Annotated in this window: 26 protein-coding genes and 1 other RNA gene; 9 read left to right on the forward strand and 18 right to left on the reverse strand. The window is 38.4% G+C overall.

Annotated features, from left to right (window positions below; all coding sequences use genetic code 11):
- Nucleotides 1-389 precede the first annotated feature (389 nt).
- Nucleotides 390-830: a hypothetical protein gene (locus DPG01_RS02900; RefSeq protein WP_086208226.1), complete on the forward strand. Its 441-nt coding sequence runs from the start codon at nucleotides 390-392 to the stop codon at nucleotides 828-830.
- 140 nt (nucleotides 831-970) lie between these two features.
- Here DPG01_RS02900 and DPG01_RS02905 read toward each other — a convergent pair whose 3' ends face one another.
- The 5 genes from DPG01_RS02905 to DPG01_RS02925 all read right to left on the reverse strand — a co-directional run bounded on the left by DPG01_RS02905 (nucleotide 971) and on the right by DPG01_RS02925 (nucleotide 4,639).
- On the reverse strand, nucleotides 971-1,702 hold the full coding sequence (locus DPG01_RS02905) for a histidine phosphatase family protein (RefSeq protein ID WP_110974132.1): 732 nt from the start codon (nucleotides 1,700-1,702) through the stop codon (nucleotides 971-973).
- Nucleotides 1,703-1,756: 54 nt separating this feature from the next.
- Nucleotides 1,757-2,611, reverse strand: coding sequence for a 3'(2'),5'-bisphosphate nucleotidase CysQ family protein (locus tag DPG01_RS02910; RefSeq protein WP_086207599.1), 855 nt, complete (start codon nucleotides 2,609-2,611; stop codon nucleotides 1,757-1,759).
- A gap of 416 nt (nucleotides 2,612-3,027) precedes the next feature.
- On the reverse strand, nucleotides 3,028-3,264 hold the full coding sequence (locus DPG01_RS02915; RefSeq protein ID WP_086207600.1) for a hypothetical protein: 237 nt from the start codon (nucleotides 3,262-3,264) through the stop codon (nucleotides 3,028-3,030).
- A 310-nt stretch (nucleotides 3,265-3,574) separates the two neighbouring features.
- Entirely contained in the window at nucleotides 3,575-3,820 is a 246-nt protein-coding gene (locus DPG01_RS02920; RefSeq protein ID WP_086207601.1) for a hypothetical protein, read from the reverse strand.
- Between the two features lie 225 nt (nucleotides 3,821-4,045).
- The gene (locus DPG01_RS02925; protein WP_086207602.1) at nucleotides 4,046-4,639 is read right to left on the reverse strand and encodes a LysE family translocator; all 594 of its coding nucleotides are present in this window, start codon (nucleotides 4,637-4,639) and stop codon (nucleotides 4,046-4,048) included.
- A gap of 1,145 nt (nucleotides 4,640-5,784) precedes the next feature.
- On the opposite strand from DPG01_RS02925, the gene DPG01_RS02940 reads away from it, so the two are divergent.
- Together DPG01_RS02940 and DPG01_RS02945 are read left to right on the forward strand one after the other, a co-directional pair.
- Nucleotides 5,785-6,312, forward strand: coding sequence for a GNAT family N-acetyltransferase (locus tag DPG01_RS02940; RefSeq protein WP_110974134.1), 528 nt, complete (start codon nucleotides 5,785-5,787; stop codon nucleotides 6,310-6,312).
- A gap of 69 nt (nucleotides 6,313-6,381) precedes the next feature.
- Nucleotides 6,382-7,026, forward strand: coding sequence for a GNAT family N-acetyltransferase (locus DPG01_RS02945; RefSeq protein ID WP_162622318.1), 645 nt, complete (start codon nucleotides 6,382-6,384; stop codon nucleotides 7,024-7,026).
- A gap of 203 nt (nucleotides 7,027-7,229) precedes the next feature.
- On the opposite strand, the gene DPG01_RS02950 is transcribed toward DPG01_RS02945, so the two are convergent.
- Nucleotides 7,230-7,607, reverse strand: coding sequence for a MerR family transcriptional regulator (locus DPG01_RS02950; RefSeq protein WP_110974136.1), 378 nt, complete (start codon nucleotides 7,605-7,607; stop codon nucleotides 7,230-7,232).
- A 95-nt stretch (nucleotides 7,608-7,702) separates the two neighbouring features.
- On the opposite strand from DPG01_RS02950, the gene DPG01_RS02955 reads away from it, so the two are divergent.
- The 5 genes from DPG01_RS02955 to DPG01_RS02975 all read left to right on the forward strand — a co-directional run bounded on the left by DPG01_RS02955 (nucleotide 7,703) and on the right by DPG01_RS02975 (nucleotide 12,228).
- Nucleotides 7,703-8,782, forward strand: a complete 1,080-nt coding sequence (locus DPG01_RS02955) for an SDR family oxidoreductase (RefSeq protein WP_110974137.1) — start codon at nucleotides 7,703-7,705, stop codon at nucleotides 8,780-8,782.
- A 463-nt stretch (nucleotides 8,783-9,245) separates the two neighbouring features.
- A complete protein-coding gene (locus tag DPG01_RS02960) occupies nucleotides 9,246-9,920 on the forward strand; it encodes an HAD-IA family hydrolase (protein ID WP_086207607.1) in 675 nt (224 codons plus the stop codon).
- Nucleotides 9,913-10,356 (forward strand): RNA-binding S4 domain-containing protein, encoded by a 444-nt coding sequence (locus DPG01_RS02965; protein WP_110974138.1) that lies wholly within the window; start codon nucleotides 9,913-9,915, stop codon nucleotides 10,354-10,356. The genes DPG01_RS02960 and DPG01_RS02965 overlap by 8 nt, the downstream gene beginning before the upstream one ends.
- 114 nt (nucleotides 10,357-10,470) lie before the next feature.
- Nucleotides 10,471-11,514 (forward strand): recombinase RecA, encoded by a 1,044-nt coding sequence (recA, locus tag DPG01_RS02970; protein WP_086207609.1) that lies wholly within the window; start codon nucleotides 10,471-10,473, stop codon nucleotides 11,512-11,514.
- Nucleotides 11,515-11,622: 108 nt separating this feature from the next.
- The gene (locus DPG01_RS02975; protein ID WP_110974139.1) at nucleotides 11,623-12,228 is read left to right on the forward strand and encodes a regulatory protein RecX; all 606 of its coding nucleotides are present in this window, start codon (nucleotides 11,623-11,625) and stop codon (nucleotides 12,226-12,228) included.
- 500 nt (nucleotides 12,229-12,728) lie between these two features.
- Here DPG01_RS02975 and ffs read toward each other — a convergent pair.
- Nucleotides 12,729-12,825, reverse strand: an RNA gene (ffs, locus tag DPG01_RS02980) — signal recognition particle sRNA small type.
- Between the two features lie 274 nt (nucleotides 12,826-13,099).
- On the opposite strand from ffs, the gene DPG01_RS02985 reads away from it, so the two are divergent.
- Entirely contained in the window at nucleotides 13,100-13,954 is an 855-nt protein-coding gene (locus tag DPG01_RS02985) for a tetratricopeptide repeat protein (RefSeq protein WP_110974140.1), read from the forward strand.
- A 59-nt stretch (nucleotides 13,955-14,013) separates the two neighbouring features.
- Here the strand turns inward: DPG01_RS02985 and lpxA are convergent, their stop codons facing one another.
- The 11 genes from lpxA to pyrH all read right to left on the reverse strand — a co-directional run bounded on the left by lpxA (nucleotide 14,014) and on the right by pyrH (nucleotide 24,921).
- Nucleotides 14,014-14,802 carry an acyl-ACP--UDP-N-acetylglucosamine O-acyltransferase gene (gene lpxA / locus DPG01_RS02990; protein ID WP_110974141.1) on the reverse strand — a complete coding sequence of 263 codons (789 nt, stop codon included), beginning with the start codon at nucleotides 14,800-14,802 and terminating at the stop codon, nucleotides 14,014-14,016.
- Nucleotides 14,799-15,284, reverse strand: coding sequence for a 3-hydroxyacyl-ACP dehydratase FabZ (fabZ, locus tag DPG01_RS02995; protein WP_162900230.1), 486 nt, complete (start codon nucleotides 15,282-15,284; stop codon nucleotides 14,799-14,801). The genes lpxA and fabZ overlap by 4 nt, the downstream gene beginning before the upstream one ends.
- A gap of 7 nt (nucleotides 15,285-15,291) precedes the next feature.
- Nucleotides 15,292-16,359: a UDP-3-O-(3-hydroxymyristoyl)glucosamine N-acyltransferase gene (lpxD, locus tag DPG01_RS03000; RefSeq protein WP_110974142.1), complete on the reverse strand. Its 1,068-nt coding sequence runs from the start codon at nucleotides 16,357-16,359 to the stop codon at nucleotides 15,292-15,294.
- A gap of 4 nt (nucleotides 16,360-16,363) precedes the next feature.
- The gene (locus DPG01_RS03005; RefSeq protein ID WP_110974143.1) at nucleotides 16,364-16,858 is read right to left on the reverse strand and encodes an OmpH family outer membrane protein; all 495 of its coding nucleotides are present in this window, start codon (nucleotides 16,856-16,858) and stop codon (nucleotides 16,364-16,366) included.
- A gap of 36 nt (nucleotides 16,859-16,894) precedes the next feature.
- Nucleotides 16,895-19,369 carry an outer membrane protein assembly factor BamA gene (bamA, locus tag DPG01_RS03010; RefSeq protein ID WP_110974144.1) on the reverse strand — a complete coding sequence of 825 codons (2,475 nt, stop codon included), beginning with the start codon at nucleotides 19,367-19,369 and terminating at the stop codon, nucleotides 16,895-16,897.
- 45 nt (nucleotides 19,370-19,414) lie between these two features.
- Nucleotides 19,415-20,770 carry an RIP metalloprotease RseP gene (gene rseP / locus DPG01_RS03015; RefSeq protein ID WP_110974145.1) on the reverse strand — a complete coding sequence of 452 codons (1,356 nt, stop codon included), beginning with the start codon at nucleotides 20,768-20,770 and terminating at the stop codon, nucleotides 19,415-19,417.
- A 2-nt stretch (nucleotides 20,771-20,772) separates the two neighbouring features.
- Nucleotides 20,773-21,969: a 1-deoxy-D-xylulose-5-phosphate reductoisomerase gene (ispC, locus tag DPG01_RS03020; RefSeq protein ID WP_110974146.1), complete on the reverse strand. Its 1,197-nt coding sequence runs from the start codon at nucleotides 21,967-21,969 to the stop codon at nucleotides 20,773-20,775.
- Nucleotides 21,970-22,794 carry a phosphatidate cytidylyltransferase gene (locus DPG01_RS03025; RefSeq protein ID WP_086207619.1) on the reverse strand — a complete coding sequence of 275 codons (825 nt, stop codon included), beginning with the start codon at nucleotides 22,792-22,794 and terminating at the stop codon, nucleotides 21,970-21,972.
- A complete protein-coding gene (gene uppS, locus DPG01_RS03030; protein WP_086207620.1) occupies nucleotides 22,795-23,550 on the reverse strand; it encodes a polyprenyl diphosphate synthase in 756 nt (251 codons plus the stop codon). It lies immediately after the preceding gene.
- Nucleotides 23,551-23,558: 8 nt separating this feature from the next.
- Nucleotides 23,559-24,113 carry a ribosome recycling factor gene (gene frr / locus DPG01_RS03035; RefSeq protein ID WP_086207621.1) on the reverse strand — a complete coding sequence of 185 codons (555 nt, stop codon included), beginning with the start codon at nucleotides 24,111-24,113 and terminating at the stop codon, nucleotides 23,559-23,561.
- A 79-nt stretch (nucleotides 24,114-24,192) separates the two neighbouring features.
- On the reverse strand, nucleotides 24,193-24,921 hold the full coding sequence (pyrH, locus tag DPG01_RS03040; protein WP_086207622.1) for a UMP kinase: 729 nt from the start codon (nucleotides 24,919-24,921) through the stop codon (nucleotides 24,193-24,195).
- Nucleotides 24,922-24,958: the final 37 nt, after the last annotated feature.

Below are 24,958 nucleotides of genomic sequence, written 5' to 3' on the forward strand. Positions count from 1 at the left end.
TCACAAAAAAACTTTAATTTTTAAAATTTAAACATATAAATCAAAAACTTAATTATTAAACCTGATTTGGCGTTTATATTCAATTCACATCATCTGTTACATAGTGACGAATATTTTCAACTCTGGAAAATGCAAGTCCGAAAAATATAAATTATGTGATACAGCTTAAATTTATAAAAAAGAATGCTGAACGTTACAGCTAGATTCTCAGCAATTTAGTAGAAAGTTTTTATCAATCAATTTTAAAAATTTGAATCTTTTTTTAGCAGCCTGACTTGTCGGCCTCATTTTCAGATTCGTAGCGATTAAAAACATAATTCCATAAAAATAATATGGTATTCTGTTTTCCTACAATGAAACCAGATAAAACCTGCACCTGGGGGAATAAAATGATCAGCAAATTTCTGCCAACACTTGAAAAGTTTCAACCTACAGAACAACAATATATTGACTATTTTAATACCAAAGGTGAAAAAGATGTTCTCGCCAAAGTAATTTCAAATATGCGTGGTACTGCTGAAATTCAAGCCTCACAAGGGGTCGATGCATGGCTAGGTTATGGTGTGTATTTACCAGCCATTGAACGTATTTTTGCTTTGCACCAAGGCGAGACTGAAGCTGAATTTTATGCGCGTACACAATACCCTGTCGATGTTGTGAATGCATACACGCTTGCCAATCATGAAATTGCAACACTCATTGCTGCAGATAAATACAGTCGAATGCATCAGCAAACTGTGGCAGTTAATACTTCTTTATGGCCGTTGAATGATGAAGGACTAAGTATCGACTTACATGACTTCCCTAACCGACTGAAAGCAAAAATTTAGTTTTTTACACGACAGTACATGCTTTGATTAGCATGATAATAGCTTGCCATCTCGTTGATTATTTTCAATATTAAATTTAATAAAATCAATGAGATGCAATGAATAAGCAACAAAAATATCTATGTTTTTAAACCCCAAACTTAAAGCTGCTGAAACTCTTGAATATTCAGCTCATGAATTTCACCGCGCCAAATCCATTTTAATTTAGATTCCAAAAACACATCGCCCTCAAACCAGACAAATAGACCTTCCATCATTTTTGGCCAATCTTCTTTGGTTACTATAGTACGCCCCGAAATCACTGCCAAAATTGCAGCTAAGATCGTATCGTGGCTAACAGCAAGGCTCAAACCATAAGGGGTGCTCGGATGAGTGTTATATATGAGTTCCAAGACATCAACCACACCATGAATCGGATGCTTCATACCTGGCAAGGCATTATTAACAAAACTATTAATAAAACCCAATGCGCCTTGCCGCTGAAAATAAGGACCTGCTTGTTTAATGTCTAACACAAAGCTTCCGGGTTCAACCAATAAACCCTGCTCAATAATTTCTATGCGGTGAGTATTCGGTTCAAGCGTTTGCGCATCTGCCCCCTGAATCATTAACGCAGCAGTATCAATACAACGCTGAATTGGGCTAGAAATACAGTGTTGAATAACTCGGTCAGTATTATCAATTAAATATGAGCCCCAAGCTTCAGCCAAATCACGCCCTTGATGGGTCAATTGTAAATCATAGCCTGCAAGACCCTGACCAGTGACAACTTCACGAATAGAATGACGTGTAAATAACGTCACCGGCGTTTTTGCATCGGGCAATAAGTCGATGGCTTTCAGCATACTAGGCGGGAGCAAGTCTAAGGCCATAATCAACAACAACTCAATAATTCAAAAAACACTATAGCACGCTTAATTTTTAGCTCAAGCCAATGAAGGCATTAGTTCAAGTGCTTGTAATGCGAGTTTTTTCATATCGTTATTTCGATAAGCAATAAAACCGCCATTTAATAAACTCGCTCTTTGGTTATATACGAATGGCCGTCCCTGAAAATCAATCAAGCCACCACCGATGCGCTCCAACAAGCATTGACCTGCACTGGTATCCCATTCAGACGTTGGGTGGAACCGTGGATAAATGTCTACACGATCTTCAAGCATCATACAAAACTTGTAAGCGCTTCCTGCACGGTATTCTGTAATTTCAGTCAGCTTTTCTAATTGATCTAAATAAAGTTGATATTGAGGCTTGCTCTGGCTACTTTGGCTTAAACCGACTTGTACGGTGTGTTGCTGTTCCGATAAATAATATTCAGACCATACATCTTTTTCAATAGCGTATTTTAAAGGCTGACCTTGCTTTGGGCAGAAGTAAATTTGTTGCTCACATGGAATTGCAAGCACGGCAAAACTTGTGTGTGCTCCATCAATCAAACTCAAATTGATAGTAAATTCGGGACGCTGATGTAAGAACTCTTTAGTACCGTCTAAAGGATCAAGCATCCAAAAAGACGTCCAGTGCTGTCTATGTGTATGCTTCCCTTCTTCAGACAAAATAGGCATTTGAGGGAATATTTTTTCTAAAGCCTCTGTAATGTATTGATTAACACGATAGTCCGCTTGCGTCACAGGCGAATCATCTGTCTTTTTTTCAATGCTAAAATCATCGCCTGCAACATACGCTTGGTATTCTGCACGCAAAATTTCACATGCCTGAGTCACAATAGGTACAAGTTGCTGAATTAAAGCATCTTGCGGTGCAATGATTGTTCTGAACATGCGATACCCTTTTTTATTGAATCAAGCAACTCAAAAAATTTTCAACACTTAAATGCCGATACATACCCATAAAGACGCTCTAGATCTTAGAGTATCTTTTCAAAAAACATTATACGCTGATGATACTAGAAAAATGTAAAACGATTGTGCAGCCTTAACCAATCTCTACTTGGAGCCACTACATGACATGATCATTTCATCAAGCACATCTCATGGGCAAATGTTTACATGATCACTGATGACAAAAATTTTGAGCAAAAAAAATCCCACGCATGGAAGCGTGGGATATAAAACGAGAAAAGCTACAGCACTTTAATTTCGTGACACAGTATAAACCTATATTTTGAATACATCAATTAAAAATGCAAAATCCGACACATTTTTATGCATTTTGTACAGACCGCTGTTATTTACTATTAATCTGCACACTTTACTTCAAGCTGATACTCATCCTGTGTCACTTTAATTTTAATTTTTTGATATTTTCTTTTATTCGGATCCATCGCAGAACCCGCGACTTCAGATAAGAACTTCCGATCATTCATTAGTTCACTATAAGCTTTATATCCAATCAAAATTTTTTCGGGTTTTTTATTTTTGGAAATTAATGCGTTCAGAATGTCGTCTAGTTCATTTGCAGTAACAATTGGCATATAAATCAACTCAAAATAAAAAAGAGTATCTATGAACAATATGATGAAATGATGTCAAAACAATATTTTGAAAAATATAAATTAAAAATAAAGCCCGATCACCACAAAAATAGATAGGGCTTTTGTCTAAAAATCAGACCATAAAATTATTTTATTTAACAAAAAAGCCTGTTTATCTCTCTCCAAATAAACAGGCTTAAACTACACATACCGCATTTAATCATTTAGCATTTATATTTATGACACAGATACTACAGCTTAAATATTTCAAATTGATGAAGCTGAATTGCTTTTATAAAACCATGCCGACTCAATCGTCATTTCTTAAAAATGTGAGCTCGTATTCATCATGGGTAATTTTAATCTTAGTGTTCCGATAGGTACGCTTTTTCGGGTCTAGCGAAGAATTGATGACGTTATCTGCAAATTTCGGATTCGACATAAATTTTGCATATAACATATAACCGATACGAATCTTCTTAATTGCTTTTTTCTTTCCTTTTGCCTCATATTTATCTAGGGTTTCATCTAAAAAATCTAAACTGAGTTCACTCATTTATTCATCTCTATTTTATTGTCATTCGATCCATGTTTTACCTGATTCTAAGTTAAATAACCAGTGCAACATCTTTATTTATTAATCATTCTGATCAATCACCAACATCATTTTCTTAGCATAAGTCAGCCAATTTTTATCTACTTTTGCTACACATATACAAAAGCCACCTTAAAGGTGGCTTTGATTTTAACAATGCAAAATGAAAATCTGATGAAAATCACATTACATAGACATAACTGCAGAATAACTCAGCGGAATTGAAAAACTAACCAAAACTAAAGAAGCTGTACGCTGCAAGTTTTTTTGATTTAGCCATGAAATTCTATTAGCAACCAATACAGAACCAATAAATATCCAAAATAACGCAATTGGAGTAATTAGACATAAAAATAACCCCATGTGCACCGTATATGATTGAAGACTTGACCATGCGGCAATTGGAAAAACGGCTGAAGCAAACAACAGAGCTTTTGGATTGAGCATTGTCGCGCAGAAAAGTGACTTGGCTGTAATTGAGGGTTGGTTTAAATCTGCATCAACTGTAGAAGTTTTCCATAATTTAAAGGCTAAATAAATAATATAGGCTGCACTGCAAAGTTTCAGTACTGGCGGTAAAATGGGGAGAGATTCAGCAATTGAGTCAATTAAAACGCCCCATACGGTGATTGCAATAAAGTAGCCTATCACTTCAGCAGGAATCAATTTAAGGGATTTTTTGACACCAGTTTCAATACCTGAAGACGCTAAAAGTGTATTCGTTGGTCCAGGTGTTAAGAGGATGGTAATGACCAAACTTATAAAAAGCCATGAAAACATTCACTATCCTTTTCCTTGTAAATTTGGCCAAATCTTTCAATATTTCGTTTTATTTGTCGACATTTTAAATGTAAGAAAAAATTTAATACAAAAATAAATACTAAAAAAGTAATTACTTAATATTCAATTCATCTTGCTTTCAGCATATCCCTTGACTGACTCAAAATGACCTTTTTTGTTCACCAAAGTTTCTATAATTTAGATTAACATTTGAAGTGCAGCGCCATACTCTTAAAAATCATACTTGACTCAGACGTCTAAAGCCGACTCCTTTTCTTGGTCGGTCAGATAGTATTGAACCAATATACTTTCAAGAATACACATGGCGATCTGTTTAGCTTTAGCGGCCGTAAACAGGTCATCAAACACTTACCGAGACTCACGCTGCTAAAACCGCAACAACCTGTTTGCTTTCAATATTCACCAGTAGCTAAAGATAAAAATGGTTTTTTTCTACTCACCAATCTTCACTAAACAGCAACATACGCACTATCTCAAATAACACTCCCAATTCATACAGGACGCAGAGACAGTCGCACAAAATGGTAGCAAGCGCATGTGCGCTGAGAGCTTGATACATCGCATACCTTTTACATCATCATTAATTTTCAATGCAGATCTGGTATAATTAATAATGATTATTGATTACACTTTATAAAATATAATATGCATGATTCATCAACAAATTTTAACGATAACCGCCCCATCAAATCTTGGTTTGGATTTCTTTTAGGATTGTTCTGCGTTGTAATGAGCATAATAGCGTTATTTGAATCTGTGAGTTTACAAAGCATCCTGAGAACTTTAGGTTTTCTATGCTTTTGGTATCCATGGAGTCAATTACAAGTTAAGAATCGTCCTCTCTCAAAATTTTTCAGTAGTGGAATAGACGACGACAAATTAAATAAACAAGCAAGCATCCTCGCAATTATTGCTCTGGCTCTACTCATCAGCTCTACAATTTTGTTTTATATGAGTTAGTTTGAATAGCAACCCGCTTCTTGATTGGCTGACATTACTGATTGAGAAAAAAGTTCAACCATAGTAATCACACCGACAACTATTGCTGATTGAAAGAGCTTGATGAAGGCTTATATTTGTTTATGTATTATGCAAATTTATCAAAATCATAAGGTGTCTTTAAAGTGAGAATACATATTGATAAGTTAAGTATTCGTTCGACCACCGAAGAAGATTGGGAAATATTAAAAACTGTGCGCTTAGAATCTCTCTTAGAGAGTCCTAATGCATTTTCTGCAACATACTCTACCACTGAGCTGTATAGTGAATTGCAATGGCGTGATCGTGCAGCACATAAAACTCAATATCACTATATCTTAGCTCTAAATGGACAACGCGCTATTGGTATAACTGGTGGAAAACAAAGTACTGAACTAGAGTTTGGCTTGATCGCCATGTGGGTCAATCCAGAGTTTCGCGGTAATGGTATAGCAGATATGCTGATCAATGCTATAAAGAAATTAGCAATTTCTAAAGGGCATTTTAGAATAGCTCTGAGTGTTTCTCAAGATAATATTCGGGCAATAAATCTTTACTCTAGGCACGGTTTTTCATGTATAGCCGACTGGGAAAACTCATCTATAAATGCTCGCCCAAGAAATCAAAAAATGGAATGTGTCGAATTAGACAGAGTGATACCCAAATTTGCATAAAGCTTACTTGTAGGTTCAATGGTATATCAGGGCACTTCTTTACAAGTCTATATGTTTAAAACATCAAAAATGACTGACTTATACAAAGTCAAAAAAGTGAATATGATTTTTCAAATACTTGAGAAATGTATTATTTTACTAAATAAAATTAGGCGTATAGAGAGTAAGTTAATGAACCACCCTGAGTCTAAAATTGATGATATACAGATTGTAGGTTTACAACATTGCAAGTCGGAAAATTTAGTTCATTTTTATATAAAAAATAAAACTCATTTAGCCGATGCAATGCCCCTTAGAGATGAATCTTTTTATCAGTCTCACTACTGGGACGAGCAGATTGCTGATTATGCTCAATTATTTAAAGAAAAGTGCGCGATTAAATTTGTTTTACTCAAACATGGGCAGGTGATTGGAACCATTACATTTGATCAAATTTGCTATGGTGCCTTTCGTTCTTGTTATCTTGGATACTTGTTAGACCAAGATTATCAAGGAAAAGGCATAATGACTAAAGCTTTACAGTTTTGTTTAAGCTATATAATTAAAGACCTCAACCTAAATCGTGTAATGGCTAATTATGTTCCTGAAAACCTTCGTAGTGGAAAACTACTCCGTCAGTTAGGATTTGAGCGAGAAGGCTATGCCAGAAAGTATCTTTTACTTAATGGTGTATGGAAAGATCATATTTTGACCAGTTATATTAATGACACCTAATATTAACCAAATAAAGTTCCAGTTTAAATTTTCGTCTGCAAACCAATTAAAAAAATCGCATCTACCCAGAGGATTTTCAATTCACACTCTTAAGACAGACAGTGATATGAGCGTTTCTGGAAAGCGAGTCTAGGTTACAAATAACAATTTCACACAGACCGTTTAAAGCAACGTGAAATTTTTAATTTAGTTGGGAGGATTGATTACCCAATATCCCCTATTTCACACCCACTCCTTAAAGGGCAAGGTTCACCATCCAATAAGTTTTCAAGCATGCTCTGCATCTGTAGCAATTGAAATATTTTCTCCTGTATCACCCCTAGTTTTTCCGACAAAATCGAACGAAATTGTGTAGCCGGAATTTCATTCTCATTGATTAGTTGAGTGATTTGCCTTATCTCAGCCAGTGTAAAACCTAGATTTTTAGCCGTCTGGATGAGTTTCAATTGTTGCAGCGTCTGTTCAGGATAATCCTTATAACCATTATTACGGACTAAAGGTTGAATTAACTCCATTTTTTCATAAAAACGGATGGTATCTCGACTCAAATTAATCTGTTGTGATAGTTCACCGATCAACATATCTCATTTCCATGCATATTTTTAAAACCCTCTTGACCATGGAGTATACTCCATGCTTTAGCGTAAGCAATGACTAATGAATAGGAGTTAGTTCTATGTTTACATCACCCCAAACCGCCTTAATAGTCGGCTCAACTGGATTTATTGGTAAATTCCTTGTCGCTCGTCTGCTCCGTGATAATGCACGGGTCTTTGCTCTCTGCCGTAATATAAATGAGCAACCGCATAAACTAAGATCTTGGCTAACACAACAGGGAATTGACTATCGCCAACTTAGTTTCATTCAAGGTGATGTTACCCTTCCCCATTTAGGTCTATCACCTCAGGATTGGGAAACATTAAAAGAAGTTAACTATCTCTACAATACGAGTGCATTGTTTAAATGGAATCTCTCCATGGAGCAAGCTAAAGCAGTAAATGTTGATGGGCTGACCAACCTGTTACATAGTGTATGCAAGCATTGTCATTTAGAACGTGCAATACACTTGTCTGGCTATATGCTAACTCTAGACAAGCATTTACAGGCAGCAGGCATCTATAGAAAGAATATTGAAAAAACGGATTGGCCCAAAATTTATGACAAATTGGGTGCTTATGAAGCCTCAAAGATCCAAGGGCATTTTAACTGGATCAAGCAGGCTGACACTCTCAATATCCCATGGACAGTCATTCACCCTGCCACAGTAATAGGTGATGAAATGAGTGGAGAAATTCCTGCAAACCAGCCGATTGCCACCCTAATTCAACAGCTCAAACAAAGAAAAATGAAGGCACTGCCCGGGACACCTCAGCATTCACTGCCTCTAGTATCCGTAACAATGCTTGTGAATGCTATTTTCCATGCAGGCAAAGATACCCAAACTCTAAAACAAGAAATTTTAGTAGCCAACCCTGAACAATTATCCTTACAGACTTTGGTCAGCATTATTGCTAATGCTATACAGGTCAAAGCTCCACATCATTTTGTATCACTCTACTTTTTAAAATGGATTTTAAAATGGCATTGGTTGGCAAAAAAATTAGATATGTCTGGAGAAATGCTAAATTTTATTAGAACTGAACAGATTGACCTGAGCTTATTCAACCAACTCAATCAAAAGTGGGAAATTCCACCGACCGTACTACTAGAAACCATAGAAAAGACTGCAGGATGGGTGATTAAGCAATCGAAATAAAACAATACTAAGCATGGGCAATATTGAGTTACTCAAGATGGGGACTCTCCTCTCTAAGTTTCAGCAGTCATGGATTTATTCACTTATTCAGTTCTGATTTATATTTGCATACTTGTGAGCAAGCATCTGTTGTTAATCCAAGTAATGGGTAAGTGCATAAATCCATCTATTGAGTTATTGGGAGTAAAGGAATACAAAATTGGAAAATAATCTTACCCTTAGGTAAAACCCTAATAAAAAAACCTTCCGATCCGTAGCCATCAACTTCTTATCTCAAAGTTTTCTGTTGCTAGATTTAAGCTAACTATCACTTAATGCCATTCGTTTTTTTCAAGCTAGTTGTTTTATACTCTAATGCTGCTATGTACAGATAGAAAATATGTACACAGATATGTACATCATTTTTCTTGAAAGGTTTTTCTATAAACTTTGTTGAACTTGAAAAAACATTGGAGATTTTTAAATGGAAAAACCGCTTATTATTTTTGATATGGACGGTACATTACTGGATCTTGCTTACGATGATTTTATTTGGAATCATCAACTTCCAATTCGTTATGCGGAACAGCACCAGTGTTCTTTAGAGCAAAGTCGACAGGCTTTGTTTCAGTTCTATCAAACCCATAATCACACTTTAAATTGGTATTCAACCCGCTTTTGGACAGCAAAAGTTGGTGTAGATACGCTGGCTTTACAGCACGAGTTTAAGCATAAAGTCAGCCTCCGCGAAGGTTGTATTCAACTTCTCGACTACTTGAAAACCAATGGTTATCCTTGTTGGCTTGCAACCAATGCGGATTGCGAAGGCTTAAAATTTAAGCTTGAACACACTGAACTGGCCTCATATTTTGATGTCATCATCAGCAGTGAAACACTTGGTCATGCCAAAGAATTTACCGAGTTTTGGCAACATCTTCATAAGCACCATCCTTTTAACCCATCACACTGCTATTTTATCGACGACACAGAGAAAGTGCTTAAAGGTGCTGAAAGTTTTGGAATTCAAAACTTATTTACCATTGCTCAGCCCTCATCACTGGGACAATCTAAAGTATCGAGCTCTTATCCCATATTAAATCAACTCACCGATTTAATTCATTATTTAGAGCAAGCTGAGGTCACTACAAAATATGCGTAAATCCGCTTTAGCTGAAGATGCTGTAGGCATGCGTATTGATAAATGGTTATGGGCAGCACGTTTTTTTAAAACGCGCTCGATTGCCAAAAATGCCATCGAGGGGGGTAAAGTCCACCACAATGGCGAACGTGTCAAAGTATCACGTGAAGTCCGTATTGGTATGGAACTCACGATTCAACAAGGTATTGATAAGAAAACCGTGGTAATCAAAGAGCTCTCTGATGTTCGCGGTCCTGCACCAGTCGCACAAAAGCTTTATGAAGAAACCGAAGTCAGTATTACACGACGGGAATTGATTGCAACCCAAAGAAAGTTGCATAATCTAGCTCGACCTGATCATCGCCCGAGTAAAAAAGATCGACGAGATATCAGCAAGTTTAGACAAGAAAATGATCAACAATTTGACCAATACTGGTCTTATAATGATGATGAATGACATGCGTCATATTGTGTCGTACACGATATGACTTTTATAGAAGATACGGACTAAATCTGTCACTATAGTGATCATATTCAGTAACTATCCGTGACATCGTTTTGAGGTTGTAAGATGGATGATAATAAAAGCAAGGCGCTTAATGCTGCGCTAAGTCAAATTGAAAAACAGTTTGGCAAAAACACAGTAATGCGCCTTGGCGATAACACCGTACAAGCTGTTGAAGCGGTATCGACGGGTTCTTTAACACTTGATATTGCGCTTGGTATTGGTGGTTTACCTAAAGGTCGTATCGTTGAAATTTATGGTCCTGAATCTTCAGGTAAAACAACGATGACTTTGCAAGCGATTGCCGAATGTCAAAAAGCAGGCGGCACTTGTGCATTTATTGACGCCGAACACGCTTTAGATCCTCAATATGCACGCAAACTAGGTGTAGACATTGATAACCTACTGGTTTCACAACCAGATAATGGTGAACAAGCTCTTGAAATTGCAGATATGTTAGTTCGCTCTGGAGCGATTGACCTGATCGTTGTCGACTCAGTAGCTGCATTAACACCACGTGCAGAAATTGAAGGTGAAATGGGCGACTCTCACATGGGCCTACAAGCACGTTTGATGAGCCAAGCATTACGTAAAATTACAGGTAATGCAAAACGTTCAAACTGTATGGTGATCTTCATTAACCAAATTCGTATGAAAATTGGTGTGATGTTTGGTAGCCCTGAAACCACAACTGGTGGTAATGCGCTGAAGTTCTATGCTTCTGTTCGTTTAGACATCCGCCGTGTAGGTCAGGTCAAAGAAGGCGATGAAATTGTTGGTTCTGAGACCAAAGTCAAAGTTGTTAAAAACAAAATGGCACCGCCATTCCGCGAAGCACTCTTCCAAATCCTCTATGGTAAAGGTGTGAACCACTTAGGTGAGCTTGTAGACTTGGCTGTTCAGCAAGAAATCGTACAAAAAGCCGGCGCTTGGTATTCATACCAAGGCGACAAAATCGGTCAAGGTAAAAACAACGTGATTCGTCACCTTGAAGAAAATCCTCAGTTGGCTGAAACCATTGAGAAAATCATCCGTGATCAACTGCTTACTACTTCAAATGCTGCACCCGTAGAAGAGAATGAAGAAGAGCCAGACTTTTTAGATGCTTAATTTAAAGCATCTTTCTAAAGAATAAATGTGATTACACAACATTTAGGCTTACACTAAGAAACGCCCTACGGGGCGTTTTGTTTATTCAGATCTATTTCATAGCCGATTATGCCTAATTCAAAATTTCCCAAACTTCTTGACTATGATGCTCTCAAACAACAATTTGGTGAGGAAGAATCCCCTGCTACTCAATACAGCCACACGCAGGTAACACAAGAAACGGTTGATGCCTTAGATTTTGATGAAGAGAATCAGCCCAAACCCACAGGTTTAACAGGTTCTCGTCTACGTTCTTATGCATTTGCTGTACTGACACGTAAAGAGTATTCAAAAGCAGAATTGATTGAAAAATTAACCACATGGGCAAGGTACCGCGAAGAAGTGATTACACTGGTTGAAGAGCTTTCCGCACAAAACTACCAAAGTGATCAACGCGTTGCCGAAATTATGCTATCGAGCCAAAAACGTAAGGGCAAAGGCCCTAACCGTATCAAAATGGCGCTAAAAACAAAAAAGATAGATACAGGGTTAATTTTAGAAGAACTGAGAGAAACCGATTGGGTCGAACAAGCCTATCAACTCAAAATTAAAAAGTATGGAACTGAGGTCGCAACAGATCCAAAACTCAAAGCCAAACAAATCCGTTTTTTAATGTATCGTGGCTTTGAAATGGATGCGATTATGAAAGCCATTTCGAGAAAAATGGAAGATTGAATCGTCATTTAACACTCATATCATAAGGAATTTAAGGCTGAGATACATCACTAAAACTTGAGCATACGAAGAAGTCTTTGAGACTTTAAATACAGATAAAACCCTCAACTTACTGCAATTCATAACTAGACCCAGTAATGCCTAAGTTACTTTTATGTAGTGTCATCTTATAAGCACCATCAACACTTGTATTATAGTAGTCACCTGATCTAGCCTTGATCCTCTGATCTCGCCATTAGACATCCGTACATCTAAATAATAATGCGAAATAATACACATAGATAAAATATAACCATACCTATGGAGATATAATTTAAAAAGCCATTTGAAATAAAATATAAAATCAAGAAATAGATAAAAATAATGGTAATTACAAAAAAGAAAATAAAAAGTAAAACACTTTTAATTTTTTAGAGGATTCAATAGTAACGACTAAACCAGCATCAATGCCATAATAATCTTTCATTTTTATTCTTTTATATTTATAAAACTGGTGGCAACCCTACCAGCAAGCCTTCGGCACATCATATTTCTACTACCGTTGCTACCTTCCGGTCCTGGCGGGGTTCGTAGAGTACAATTGCGAAGTAACCGGCAGGGCTACCATTGCAAGAACAGAGTATAGAGATTTTCTCCCAAGTTGCAAGCCTATAAATGCTTTTTAAGTAAGCATTTCATTCAATTGATTATTTATAAAACAAACTGAGAAAAAGACATTCTATTTTAAACAACATCGGTACTACAATCCTTTACCTAAATACACGACAACAATGTAAAAGCTTATTGCATTTCAGAACATTGCCGTTTTTAATGGGGTAAATAAATTTTGTTTGATGTGTCTACATCAAAAGCATGACAACACGGATATTTCATGATGCTAAAGAAGCATAGCCTATGTGCCCTCACCCTACTTTGCACAACGTCTGTTTTCGCCAACGTTCCAATTGAATCACTAGGCTTAAGTCAAGCCAGCAATAACAGTGTCAGCTCAACTAGCTTAGCTGTAGATACGGGTGCAGGAGCCACTGCAACCAATATCAATTGGCAAATCATGCAAAAAAACCAGCAACTAGAAAATGATTTGCGTATCTTGCGCGGCAAGATGGAAGAACAGGATAATGAAATTGCTCAGCTTAAACATGAATTAGAAAACCGCTACGCTGACCTAGATCAGCGTTTAGAATTACTTCAACAAAAACTAGACCCTGAAGCAAGTAATGCAGCGGAGGATAATCAACAGGATATTACTCCCAGCACCAACACAACCAACACAAGCTCCGGGAACAACACAGCCCCCCCAGTAAACCCAGCAAATAAACCGCCTGTGGTTGTCAGCACACAGAATACGTCTGAACCATCGGAACTAGAAAAAGCAGCCTATACCGTAGCTCTAGATGCGTATAAGCAAGGCGGTGCAAAGAAAGCGATTGCACCTATGCAAAATTTTATTAAGAACAATCCCAATAGTGTTTATATTAGCAATGCCTATTTTTGGTTAGCAGAGTTCAACTTAGCCGTTGAACCCACCAACTATGCAGAAGCAAAGAAAAACTATGGTATTGTGGCGAACAAATACCCTAACTCCTCGCGTGCACCACGCGCTGTTTATCAGCTCTATAATATTGCCAAAGAAGTAGATAAAAACACAACTCAAGCCAATCAATATAAAGCCAAGCTACTTAAACAATATCCTAAGTCTGAAGAGGCTTCTTTCTTTAAAAAATGATTTTCCTATAGATATAAAAAAAGACACGCGAAGTGTCTTTTTTTATATTTAGAATGAGCTTAACGCACAATGCCTCGTTCTGACTGTTCTAATGAGTCGATGAGCAATTGTACCTCAGCAACTTCAGGCAAAATTTCTGCACGGATACGTTCTAAAGCCTGCTCTGTCGTTAGACCTTCTTTATAGATCAATTTAAATGCTGTGCGTAAACCTTGAATCACATTTTTAGACCAACCTTTACGACGCATGCCTTCAACATTCATCGCAAAAGCATGTGCAGGGTTACCAGAAACCATTACATAAGCAGGTACATCTTTCACGATCAAGGACGCACCACCAATCATACTGTAAGAATCAATCTTACAGAACTGGTGTATCCCTGAGTTACCGCCGACAATCACATAGTCTCCTACATGAACATGACCAGCCACACCAACATTGTTTGCAAAAATATTATGATTACCTACCACACAGTCATGTGCGATATGTGTATTAACCATCAATAGATTATGGCTACCAATCTTAGTAAGACCGTGATCCTGAACCGTACCACGGTGTAAACTACAATGTTCACGAATTTTATTATGGTCGCCAATTTCTAACCAGGTTTCTTCACCTGCATATTTTAGATCCTGACATACCTCACCCACGCTTGCGAATTGGAAAATTTCATTCTGCTCGCCAATACGCGTATAACCACCGACCACCACATGTGAGTGTAACTGTGTACCTGCACCAATGGTGACATTTGGACCAATAACACAATACGGTCCAATCTTTACATCTGCTGCAATCACGGCAGATGCATCGATAATTGCTGTAGGGTGAATAAATTCGTTATTGCTCATGATTGCTCTATTTTCTGATGCGAAACCATAATTTCCGCAGATGCTGCTACTACACCGTCAACGGTGGCAATACAATTATATTTGTAAATACCACGTTTCTGCATAACCAATTCTGATTTTAACACCAATTGGTCACCTGCAACGACTTGCTTTTTAAAGCGAACTTTCTCTGCACCTGCAAACAAGAACAAAGAGCCTTCACTCGGTTTTTCATCATTCATGATAAAACCAAGAATGCCTGATACTTGTGCTAATGCTTCGACAATCAAAACACCTGGCATAATTGGATAATTGGGGAAGTGTCCTTGAAAAAATTCTTCATTAATAGACACATTTTTATAAGCCACAATACCATTTTCAGTCACATCAACAACACGATCGACCAATAAAAAAGGATAGCGGTGTGGCAAGTATTCACGGATCGTTTGAATTGTCATTGGCAATTCAGGTTTCGTGAAACTAGTAGAATTCGACTCAGTCATCATATTTCTATTTACGCAATTTAATTGTTGATTCAAGGGACTCTATTTGAGTCTGCATATGATCAATTTTTTTGACCAGTTGGGTCAATGGCACATCTGCTAATTGTCTTAAACGCACAACCGTACGTTTCCACTTTTGATTTTCAAAAAGCCCTATGCCTGAAGAATAAGTTCCAGCCACAGAAATATTATTTGTGACCATTGACATTCCTGTTAACGTCACATTATCAGCAATATTTAAGTGTCCAGCAATTGCAGAACCACCACCAACAATACAATTTTTGCCAATGGTCGTGCTACCTGCTACAGCGGTCTTTGCAGCAAATGCGGAATTTGCACCGATTTTAACGTTATGTGCAATTTGCACAAGGTTATCAATAATGACACCATCTTCCAAAATCGTGTCATCCAAAGCACCTCGATCGACACTACAATTCGACCCAATTCGCACATCATTTCCAATAATGACAGAACCCAATTGTGCAATGCGATGCCATTTACCTTGGTATGGAGCGAAACCAAAACCTTCTCCACCTATTGCAGTATTGGCATGGATACGTACACGATCGCCAATTTTACATGACATTAAATTTACATGCGATTCAATCAGACCATTACGTCCAATTTCAACACCATCATGAATGGTGACATGCGACTGGATAATTGTATGATCACCAATCACACAATTTTCACCAATCACAACATAATGACCAATATAGGCACTATCCGAAATAATTGCTGAGGAATGAATCTGTGCAGTACTTTCGATACCCTGCTCAGTATGCTTAGCCTCAAAAGCATGCGTTAAAATTGCAAATGCTAAATAAGGATTAGCAACAATAATAAAGTTTTGATGTTCAACCAAGTGATCTTTCAGAGCTGCTGTAACAATGAAGGCTCCAGCTTTAGACTGTCGTGCTTGATCTAAGTATTTCTCACTATTCACAAAAGCAACATGTCTAGACTCAGCAGAGTCTAGACTAGCCAATCCTTTGAAGATCAAGTCTGCTTGACCTACGCACTCACCCTGAACTAAACGAGCAAGATCTTCTAAGCGATATTGTTGAGGATTCATTGGATTACTTAATTGCGTTAACCTTTTGAATCATTTTATCAGTTAAATCATACTTAGCGTCATAGGCAAGTGCCGAGTTTTTATTCAAAACAACATCTAATTGATTTTCTTTACGCAATTGTTCAGCAACTTGCTTCACTCGCGTATCAAAAACTGAACGAACTTGTTGAATAGAACTTTGTACACTACTTTGCATTGTTTGCTGTAAAGCATTGAACTCTTTCAGCTTCGTTTGGTATTGAGCCACTAATTTTTGCTTTTCTGCATCGCTTAATTTATCGCCAGTCTGCAAACGCTGTTGCAAGTCCTGAAGCTCTTTACCTAGTTGATCAAGCTTAGTGCTTTGTGGCTGTATTTTTTGTTGGAAGCTTGAGTTTTGTTGTTTTAAATATGTGCTATTTTCAACTACACGCTCAAGATCCACGACACCATAACCTGCCGCATTGACTACTGTTGAAGTTAAAGCCGTTAAAACCAATGCTGTAAAAATTTTTTTCATGATTTAATCTGTCATATAAATAAAGAAAGGTCGACCTTAGAAGGTACGACCAATTTCAAATTGAATGCTCTTCGTCTCATCACCGTCTTTATCATTCAGTGGGAACGCATAGCTTAACGATAATGGGCCAATCATTGTAATCCACGTAAAGCCAACACCAACACTATAGCGCAAATTACTTAGGTCAAAACCATATTCATCTTTACAAGTTTTTCGCTCAGTTTCTGTAGAAAATACATCACATTGCGTATCGAAAACCTGACCACCTTCAGCAAAAATCACTGGGCGAACTTGACGCGTCCAATCGCCTTTAAATGGTAAAGGTAATGCCAATTCCGTACCAAATTGTACAAGTGCGTTACCACCCACTTCTTCAGGAGAAGGATCATTTTGACCTGTTTCAGTATAATAAACACCATCGTATTTAGGACCCAATGTACTTGTGTCATAACCACGAACCGAACCAAAACCTCCAGCATAGAAGTTTTTGTAGAATGGAAGGTCATTACCATAACCCAACTTACCATAACCACGAAGTACGAAGTCCTTACCTAATGGAAGATACCCTTGTGCATCATAGGTAATTTTTTGATATTCAACATCACTACCAGGTAATGCAATTTCACCATTCACACGATGCGACATACCTGATGTTGGGAATACTGGACGGTTTAATGTATTATAAGACCAACCAAGGTTAATATTATAAGTAAAGAAATCGCCTTGATACTCTGAACTATATTCTTGGGTTGAAATTTCATTACCATCATCATCAACACATACACCATCGCTCCAAGAACCAGAACAATATGTGCCTGTGCCAGTTTTCTTACCGCCATGCGCTAACAAATAATCACGCACATAGGTGGATACGTATGGACCAGTGGTTACTTTAGTTTTATCAATCGTTAAGCCTGCACTAATATTTTGGTTTTCATCAATTGGATAACCAAAAGTCAGACCACCACCTAAACTGTCTGTAACATAGTTGTTGACGTTATAGTCATCATCAAGCTTGGTTTTACGGTAATACATGTTATAACCACGTTTTACACCATCAATGGTGAAATACGGGTCAGTTACACTTAAATTATAATAGTCTTGCGTCTCTGAGCGTGTTAAATCAATAGCAACCGAATTACCCGTGCCCAAGAAATTCGTTTGACTTAAGCCTGCTTGGAACGTGACACCACCACTTTGCGAGAAACCAACAGCTAATGTTGTTGTACCAGAATGTTGTTCTTCAACATTTACATTAAGATCGACTTGGTCTGCAGTATTCGGTACACGTGCTGGTTTAATATCAACAGTTTTAAAGAAACCTGTACGCTCTAAACGCACTTTAGATAAATCAATCTTTTCATTGCTCGCTAATGCACCTTCCATCTGACGCATTTCACGACGTAAAACCTCATCCGCAGTCTTGGTATTTCCTGCAAAGTTAATACGACGAACTGTCACTTGTTGACCCGGATTAATATAATAATTTAAGCCAACCAAGTGGGTTTCTTTATCAATCTGAGGCACTACATTAACTTCGGCATAGTAATAACCAGCATTGCCGTATTTACGTAGAAGCAATTGTTTAACTGCATTTACTTTTTCTTGCGAGTAAATATCGCCATCTTTATAAATTTGTAATGCTTTTAGTTCTGAAGGTGTATATAAAGCATCACCTAAGAATTTGGTTTCGCCAAATTTGAATTGCTCACCTTCATCAACAGAAACTTCAACAAAAATATTCTTCTTGTCTTCACTTAAGTTTAAGCTTGAGTGATTAATATTAAAGTTGATATAGCCTTTGTTTAAATAAAGTGCACGCAACGACTCTAAGCTTGCGGCCATCTTTTCACGTGCATAACGATCATTACGCGAAATAATAGAAGTCCAACCACTCTCTTTTACTGCAAACGCTTGTTCAATTTCGCTTTCTTTAAAAACGGTATTACCAATAATATTGATATCTACAACTTTTGCAGCTTTACCTTCTACAAACTCAATCGTCAAATCTACACGATTGTTCGGCTTTGGTGTACTGACAACTTTTACATCAGCATCATAACGACCTTGCTGCATGTACTGTTGTTCAAGTTCAGACTCAACAGTTTGTAAGGCTGATTTTTTCAGCACTTCACCTTCTGTAATACCCATTTTTTTGAGACCTTCTTCTAAGGCCTCTTTAGGGATAAGCTTATTTCCTTTAAATTCAACTTTAGAAATAAGAGGACGTTCGACAACCTTGAAAACCAGCGAATCGCCCTGCTTTTCAGTTTTAATGTCATCAAATAAACCTGTTGCATACAAACTACGAATGGCATTGGCAAGCGCAGCATCGCTCACACGATCTCCACTGTTCAACGGAATCATTCCATAAACATTTGCTGGCGTTAAACGAACAAGTCCATCAACCTTAATATCACGTACTATATAATCTTCTGCTGCATATACTTGTTGTACTGTTGCCATAGCACTAACGAGCGCCAGAGGCATAAATAAATGTGTGTGCTGCATGCCAGTCTTTTCCGATGTAAAATTTAATTCCGTATCTACGCTTTCTTACAAACGCATAAAATCATTGAATAGTGCCAGAAGCATCATACTTCCGAGCAATACCATACCAATTTTCAAACCAACCAATTGTATTTGTTCAGAAACAGGTTTACCACGTATCAGTTCTATAAAATAATAGACCAAATGTCCACCATCAAGCATAGGAATAGGTAATAAATTTAATATACCTAAACTAACGCTCATCAGCGCCATAAATGAGATGAAAGTCTGCCACCCCATTTCTGCACTTTGTCCCGCAACTTTGGCAATGGTAATCGGCCCAGATAGGTTATCTAAACCAATCAAACCGCGTACCATTTTCATAATCGAGTTTAAAATCATACTCGACAATTGACCAGTTTTGTCCACCGCCATCATGAAGGCTTCGGCAGGATTATATTGTATCGTTTGTTTATATTCTGTAGGAATACTGATCTTTCCTGAGTCACTTTGTACACCCAAGACACCAGAAACCTTACCCATATTGTCGCGTTTACCTTGTGGCATCACCTCAAGCTGTACCAACTGATTATTGCGAAGCACCTCAATTTTTAACAACTTTTCAGGCGATGCTTGAACGACCTGCACCACATCAAACCAGTCTTTCATTTTGACGCCATCAATTGCAACAATTTTATCTCCTTGTTGCATGCCTTGACGAATAGCTGCGCCATCTTCACTTAGCTTTGTAACAACGGCTGGAATTTTAGGCCTGTATGGCATAAAACCAAGCACGTCAAGTGGAGACTGTGTTTGATCTTTCAGAAAATGCTGTATAGGCAGATTAAAAGTCTTGATCTGACCATTCCGTTCGGCCTGAATCTGAATTGAACCTGTTTCACCCACACGATCAACCAAAGCAAAATTCAACTTTTCCCAAGTCGGTGTTGTTAAACCATCAACTGCGGTAATTTTATCGCCGACTTGCATTTGAACTTGCGCCGCGGGGGTATTCGGTAACACTTTACCCACACGCGTATTCAATTGCTCTTGTGCAGGTAAAAAGAGTATCCAGAACAAAACTATTGCTAATGCTAAATTAATCAACGGGCCAGCTGCAACAATCGCAATACGCTTCCACGGATGCTGACGATTGAATGCTTTAGGCAAGTCTTCTTCAGATACATCGCCTTCACGCTCATCAAGCATTTTGACATAACCACCCAATGGCAGTGCTGACAGTTGATACTGAATGCCCGATTTTTTAGAAGTCCACTTTAAAAGCGTTGGACCAAATCCAATAGAATAAACTAAAACCTTTACGCCCAATTTACGCGCAACAAAATAGTGCCCAAACTCATGTATTGCAATAAGTGGGCCTAAAAGCAAAATTGCCGCAACAATAATAAACAAGGCGCTCATGCTTAAATTCCTATATTCACCACATATTGCTGAGCAACATGACGTGCGTTTCGATCTGCTTCTAAAATAACATCAAGTTCTGTTGCAGCTTGATATTGGATAGTATTTAAAGTGTGTTCAACAATAGCAGGAATATCCATAAAACCAAGCTGTTGATTCAAAAATGCAGCAACGGCTACCTCATTAGCAGCATTTAAAATCGCTGGAGCCGTACCACCTGTTTTCATCGCTTGACGCGCTAAACCCAATGATGGAAAGCGTATAGTGTCTGGTTCCTGAAAATCTAACTGATGATTTTTAAATAAATCCAAAGCAGGTACATGTGTTTCAATACGCTCAGGCCATGCTAAAGCATGCGCAATCGGCGTACACATATCTGGGTTACCCATTTGTGCCAACGTTGATCCATCCACATACTGCACCATGGAATGAATGATACTCTGTGGGTGCACGACTACTGTAACAAAATGTTCTTCAATTGAAAAAAGATGACACGCTTCAATCAATTCCAAACCTTTATTCATCAGCGTCGCTGAATCTACTGAAATTTTTTGCCCCATCGACCAGTTCGGATGCTTACACGCCTGCGCAGGAGTTACCTTTCGAAGCTCATCTAAACTATGCTTTAAAAAAGGGCCTCCTGATGCTGTAAGCAAAATCCCCGAAACGCCAAGTTTGGGTTGTCCTGAACGCTCAGTATCTAAATAACTGTGTGGAAGACACTGGAAAATTGCATTATGTTCAGAATCAACAGGAAGCAATAATGCCTGATGATCATGAGCAGCCTGCATCATGATGTCACCAGACATTACCAAAGCTTCTTTATTTGCAAGCAGTACCCGCTTGCCTGCTTTAACCGCTGCCAACGTCGGCATTAAGCCTGCTGCTCCAACTATAGCAGCCATCACAATATCAACTGCGGGATGCTCAGCAACTGCAATCAATCCCGCTTCATCAGCTAGAATTTCAATATCCGGTAAATTGACTGCAACTAAAAGCTGACGCAACTCATCAACTTTAGTTTGGGGAACCACCACAATTTTAGGATGAAACTGTTGGCATATTTCAACAAGCTCACCAAGTCGACTGTGAGCCGTAACCGCAAATACTGAATAGCGTTGAGCATGTTGCTGCAATATTTTTAAGGTGCTCTGTCCAATTGACCCAGTAGCACCCAAAATACAAACTGATTGTGACATTTACAAATCTACGCCAATGAGTTTTAACACATATACACCTGCTGCAAAGATTGGTGCAGCAGCGAGTAGGGAATCAATACGATCGAGCACACCGCCATGCCCTGGCAAGATACGGCCTGAATCTTTAATTCCAGCACGACGCTTGATCATGGACTCAAACAAATCACCCAACACTGAACTAAATACTGTCACTACAGATAAAATAAGAAACAATAAATGCTGTGCATAAGTTAAGTTTAAATAGAGGATTTCAACTGCAACCACGATGATCATGGCAGTAATCACACCACCATAAAGACCTTCTAATGATTTATTTGGGCTGACTTCAGGTGCAAGCTTACGCTTGCCCAGTTTTCGCCCAACAAAATATGCTCCACTATCAGCACCCCACACCAACAAAAACAGATACATGAGCCACCAAGGCGACATTTTCCATAATGCAAAAATAGCGGTCACTGCAGAAGAAACAAGTACGATCCCAATAACATTTAGTGTTGAGTTATACCAAGCATCGTATTGCGGATAAGTTTTCACCCAATAAAGACTTAGTAGCCAACAAAGAATAGACGCCGCCCAGAGCAACAGTGCGATATCATTAAAATATAAAGCCAAGGTTGCTAAGCCTGCGGTTAACAGACCAAAGCCCCATGCAAGAGGCTTATTTACATTTTTTGTTGTGCGGGGCATGAGTTTAAACCACTCATAGCCTGCAACCCCTGCCGCAATAATCATCAGCACAAACATTGGATAGTGTGACTGGGTTGCAAACATACAACTCAATACAACGGCCACCAAAACCAATGCGGTTATAATCCGCTCTAACATTTATTTTTTCTCAATTTTATCTTGTAGAATTTGTTCAGTCGTTTTTCCAAAACGACGTTCACGACCACCAAATACAGCCAAGGCGTCATCAAACTCTTCCACACTAAACTCCGGCCAAAGCGTTGGAGTAAAGTAAAGCTCTGCATAAGATGCTTGCCACAACATAAAGTTCGATAAGCGAAAATCCCCACCTGTTCGAATCAATAGATCCACAGCGGGTAAGTCACTCAAACTGACATATTTTCCAAACAATTGTTCATCAACTTGCTCAGGATCTAACGCTTGAGATTGAACAGCAAGTGCAATTTGCTTGGCAGCATGTGCCATATCCCACATCCCACCATAACTGATAGCAATGGTTAAAGTCATGCCCTTGAAATTAGCAGTCTCTTGTTCAGCATGCAACATCAAGTCACGCAATTGCGGGGATAATTTTGCTCGATCACCAATAAAACGCAAAGACATTTGATATCTATGCATACGAGGCAGTTGTTCATGAATAGTATCTTCCAACAACTTCATGAGCAAATCGACTTCAGCTTGGGGGCGCTTCCAATTCTCACTTGAGAAAGCAAAAACGGTTAATGCTTCTATATTTTTTGTTCGACAATGCTCAACAATCGGGTCTAGGACATTCTTACCTTCACGATGACCATCCCCCTTTTGTAAAGCATTTTTTTTGGCAAAACGATTGTTGCCATCCATAATGATGGCAACATGTTTTGGAAGAGAAAGGTTGTCTTCTGAATCGGTCATTATAAAGTTTAGACCTTCAACAACTCAGCTTCTTTAGTCGCAAGACGTTTGTCCACTTCTGCAACAAACTTATCTGTGATTTTTTGAATATCATCAGATGCACGGCGCTCATCATCTTCAGAAATTTCTTTTTCTTTCAATAATGCTTTGATATCACCCAGTACATCACGGCGAATATTACGAATTGCAACTTTTGCATTTTCTGCTTCGTTACGTGCAACTTTCTGCATGTCACGACGCGTTTCTTCAGTCAACGCCGCCATAGGAACACGAATCGCATCAGCTGTAATTGGGTTTAAACCCAAGTCTGATTCACGAATCGCTTTATCAATTGCTGCAACCATTGTGCGTTCAAATGGCTGAACCAACAGTGTACGTGAGTCTTCAACACCCACGTTTGCCACTTGGTTTAATGGCACGTCAGAGCCATAGTAAGGAACCATTACACCGTTTAAGATAGATGGATGCGCACGGCCTGTACGAACCTTAGCAAAACCATGCTCTAACGAGTCAAGTGACTTGTTCATACGGTCTTCTGCGTCTTTTTTAAGATCGTTAATCATGTGATCTTCCTTACTTAATTCGAAAAGATATAAATTCTAAAATAGTGTGTAGTATAGAGAGCTTTCAAGGTCACGTACATTAGTTCGTTACGTGAGTACCCTCTTTTTCACCCATAACCACTGAAAGCAGTGAACCTGCTTTATTCATATCAAAGACTTGAAGCGGTACATTGTGGTCACGACATAAGCAAATCGCTGTTAAATCCATCACACCCAGTTTTTCATCTAGCACTTGATCAAATGTCAGACTGTCATATTTCACTGCATCATCGTATTTACTTGGGTCTTTGTTGTAGACACCGTCAACTTTCGTTGCTTTCAAGATAAGGTCTGCTTCGATCTCAATACCACGTAAACATGCTGCTGTATCTGTAGTAAAGAATGGATTACCTGTACCTGCTACAAACACACATACTTCACCTTGGGTCAGGTGGCGAATTGCATCACGGCTTGAATATGATTCAACCACTGCACCAATTGGAAGTGCTGACATTAAACGGGTTTTGATGTTACGACGCACCAAAGCATCGCGTAGAGCCAAACCATTCATCACGGTTGCAAGCATACCCATTTGGTCACCCGTTACACGACCAACCAAACCATCTTTCTGTAATTGACTACCACGATACAGGTTACCACCACCCACAACGATTCCGACCTGCACACCCAAACCAACTAAGTGAGCAATCGACAAAGACATCTGATCAAGCACTTGAGCGTCGATCCCCATATCTTTATTTCCAGCCAATGCTTCACCAGAAAGTTTCAGCAAGATGCGCTCAAAACGTGGTTTTTTAGAATCCAACATCGTAATAACTCCAATATCTAAATTTTAAAATTTTATT

This window comes from Acinetobacter sp. WCHAc060042, assembly GCF_003231195.1.
Lineage (GTDB): Bacteria > Pseudomonadota > Gammaproteobacteria > Pseudomonadales > Moraxellaceae > Acinetobacter.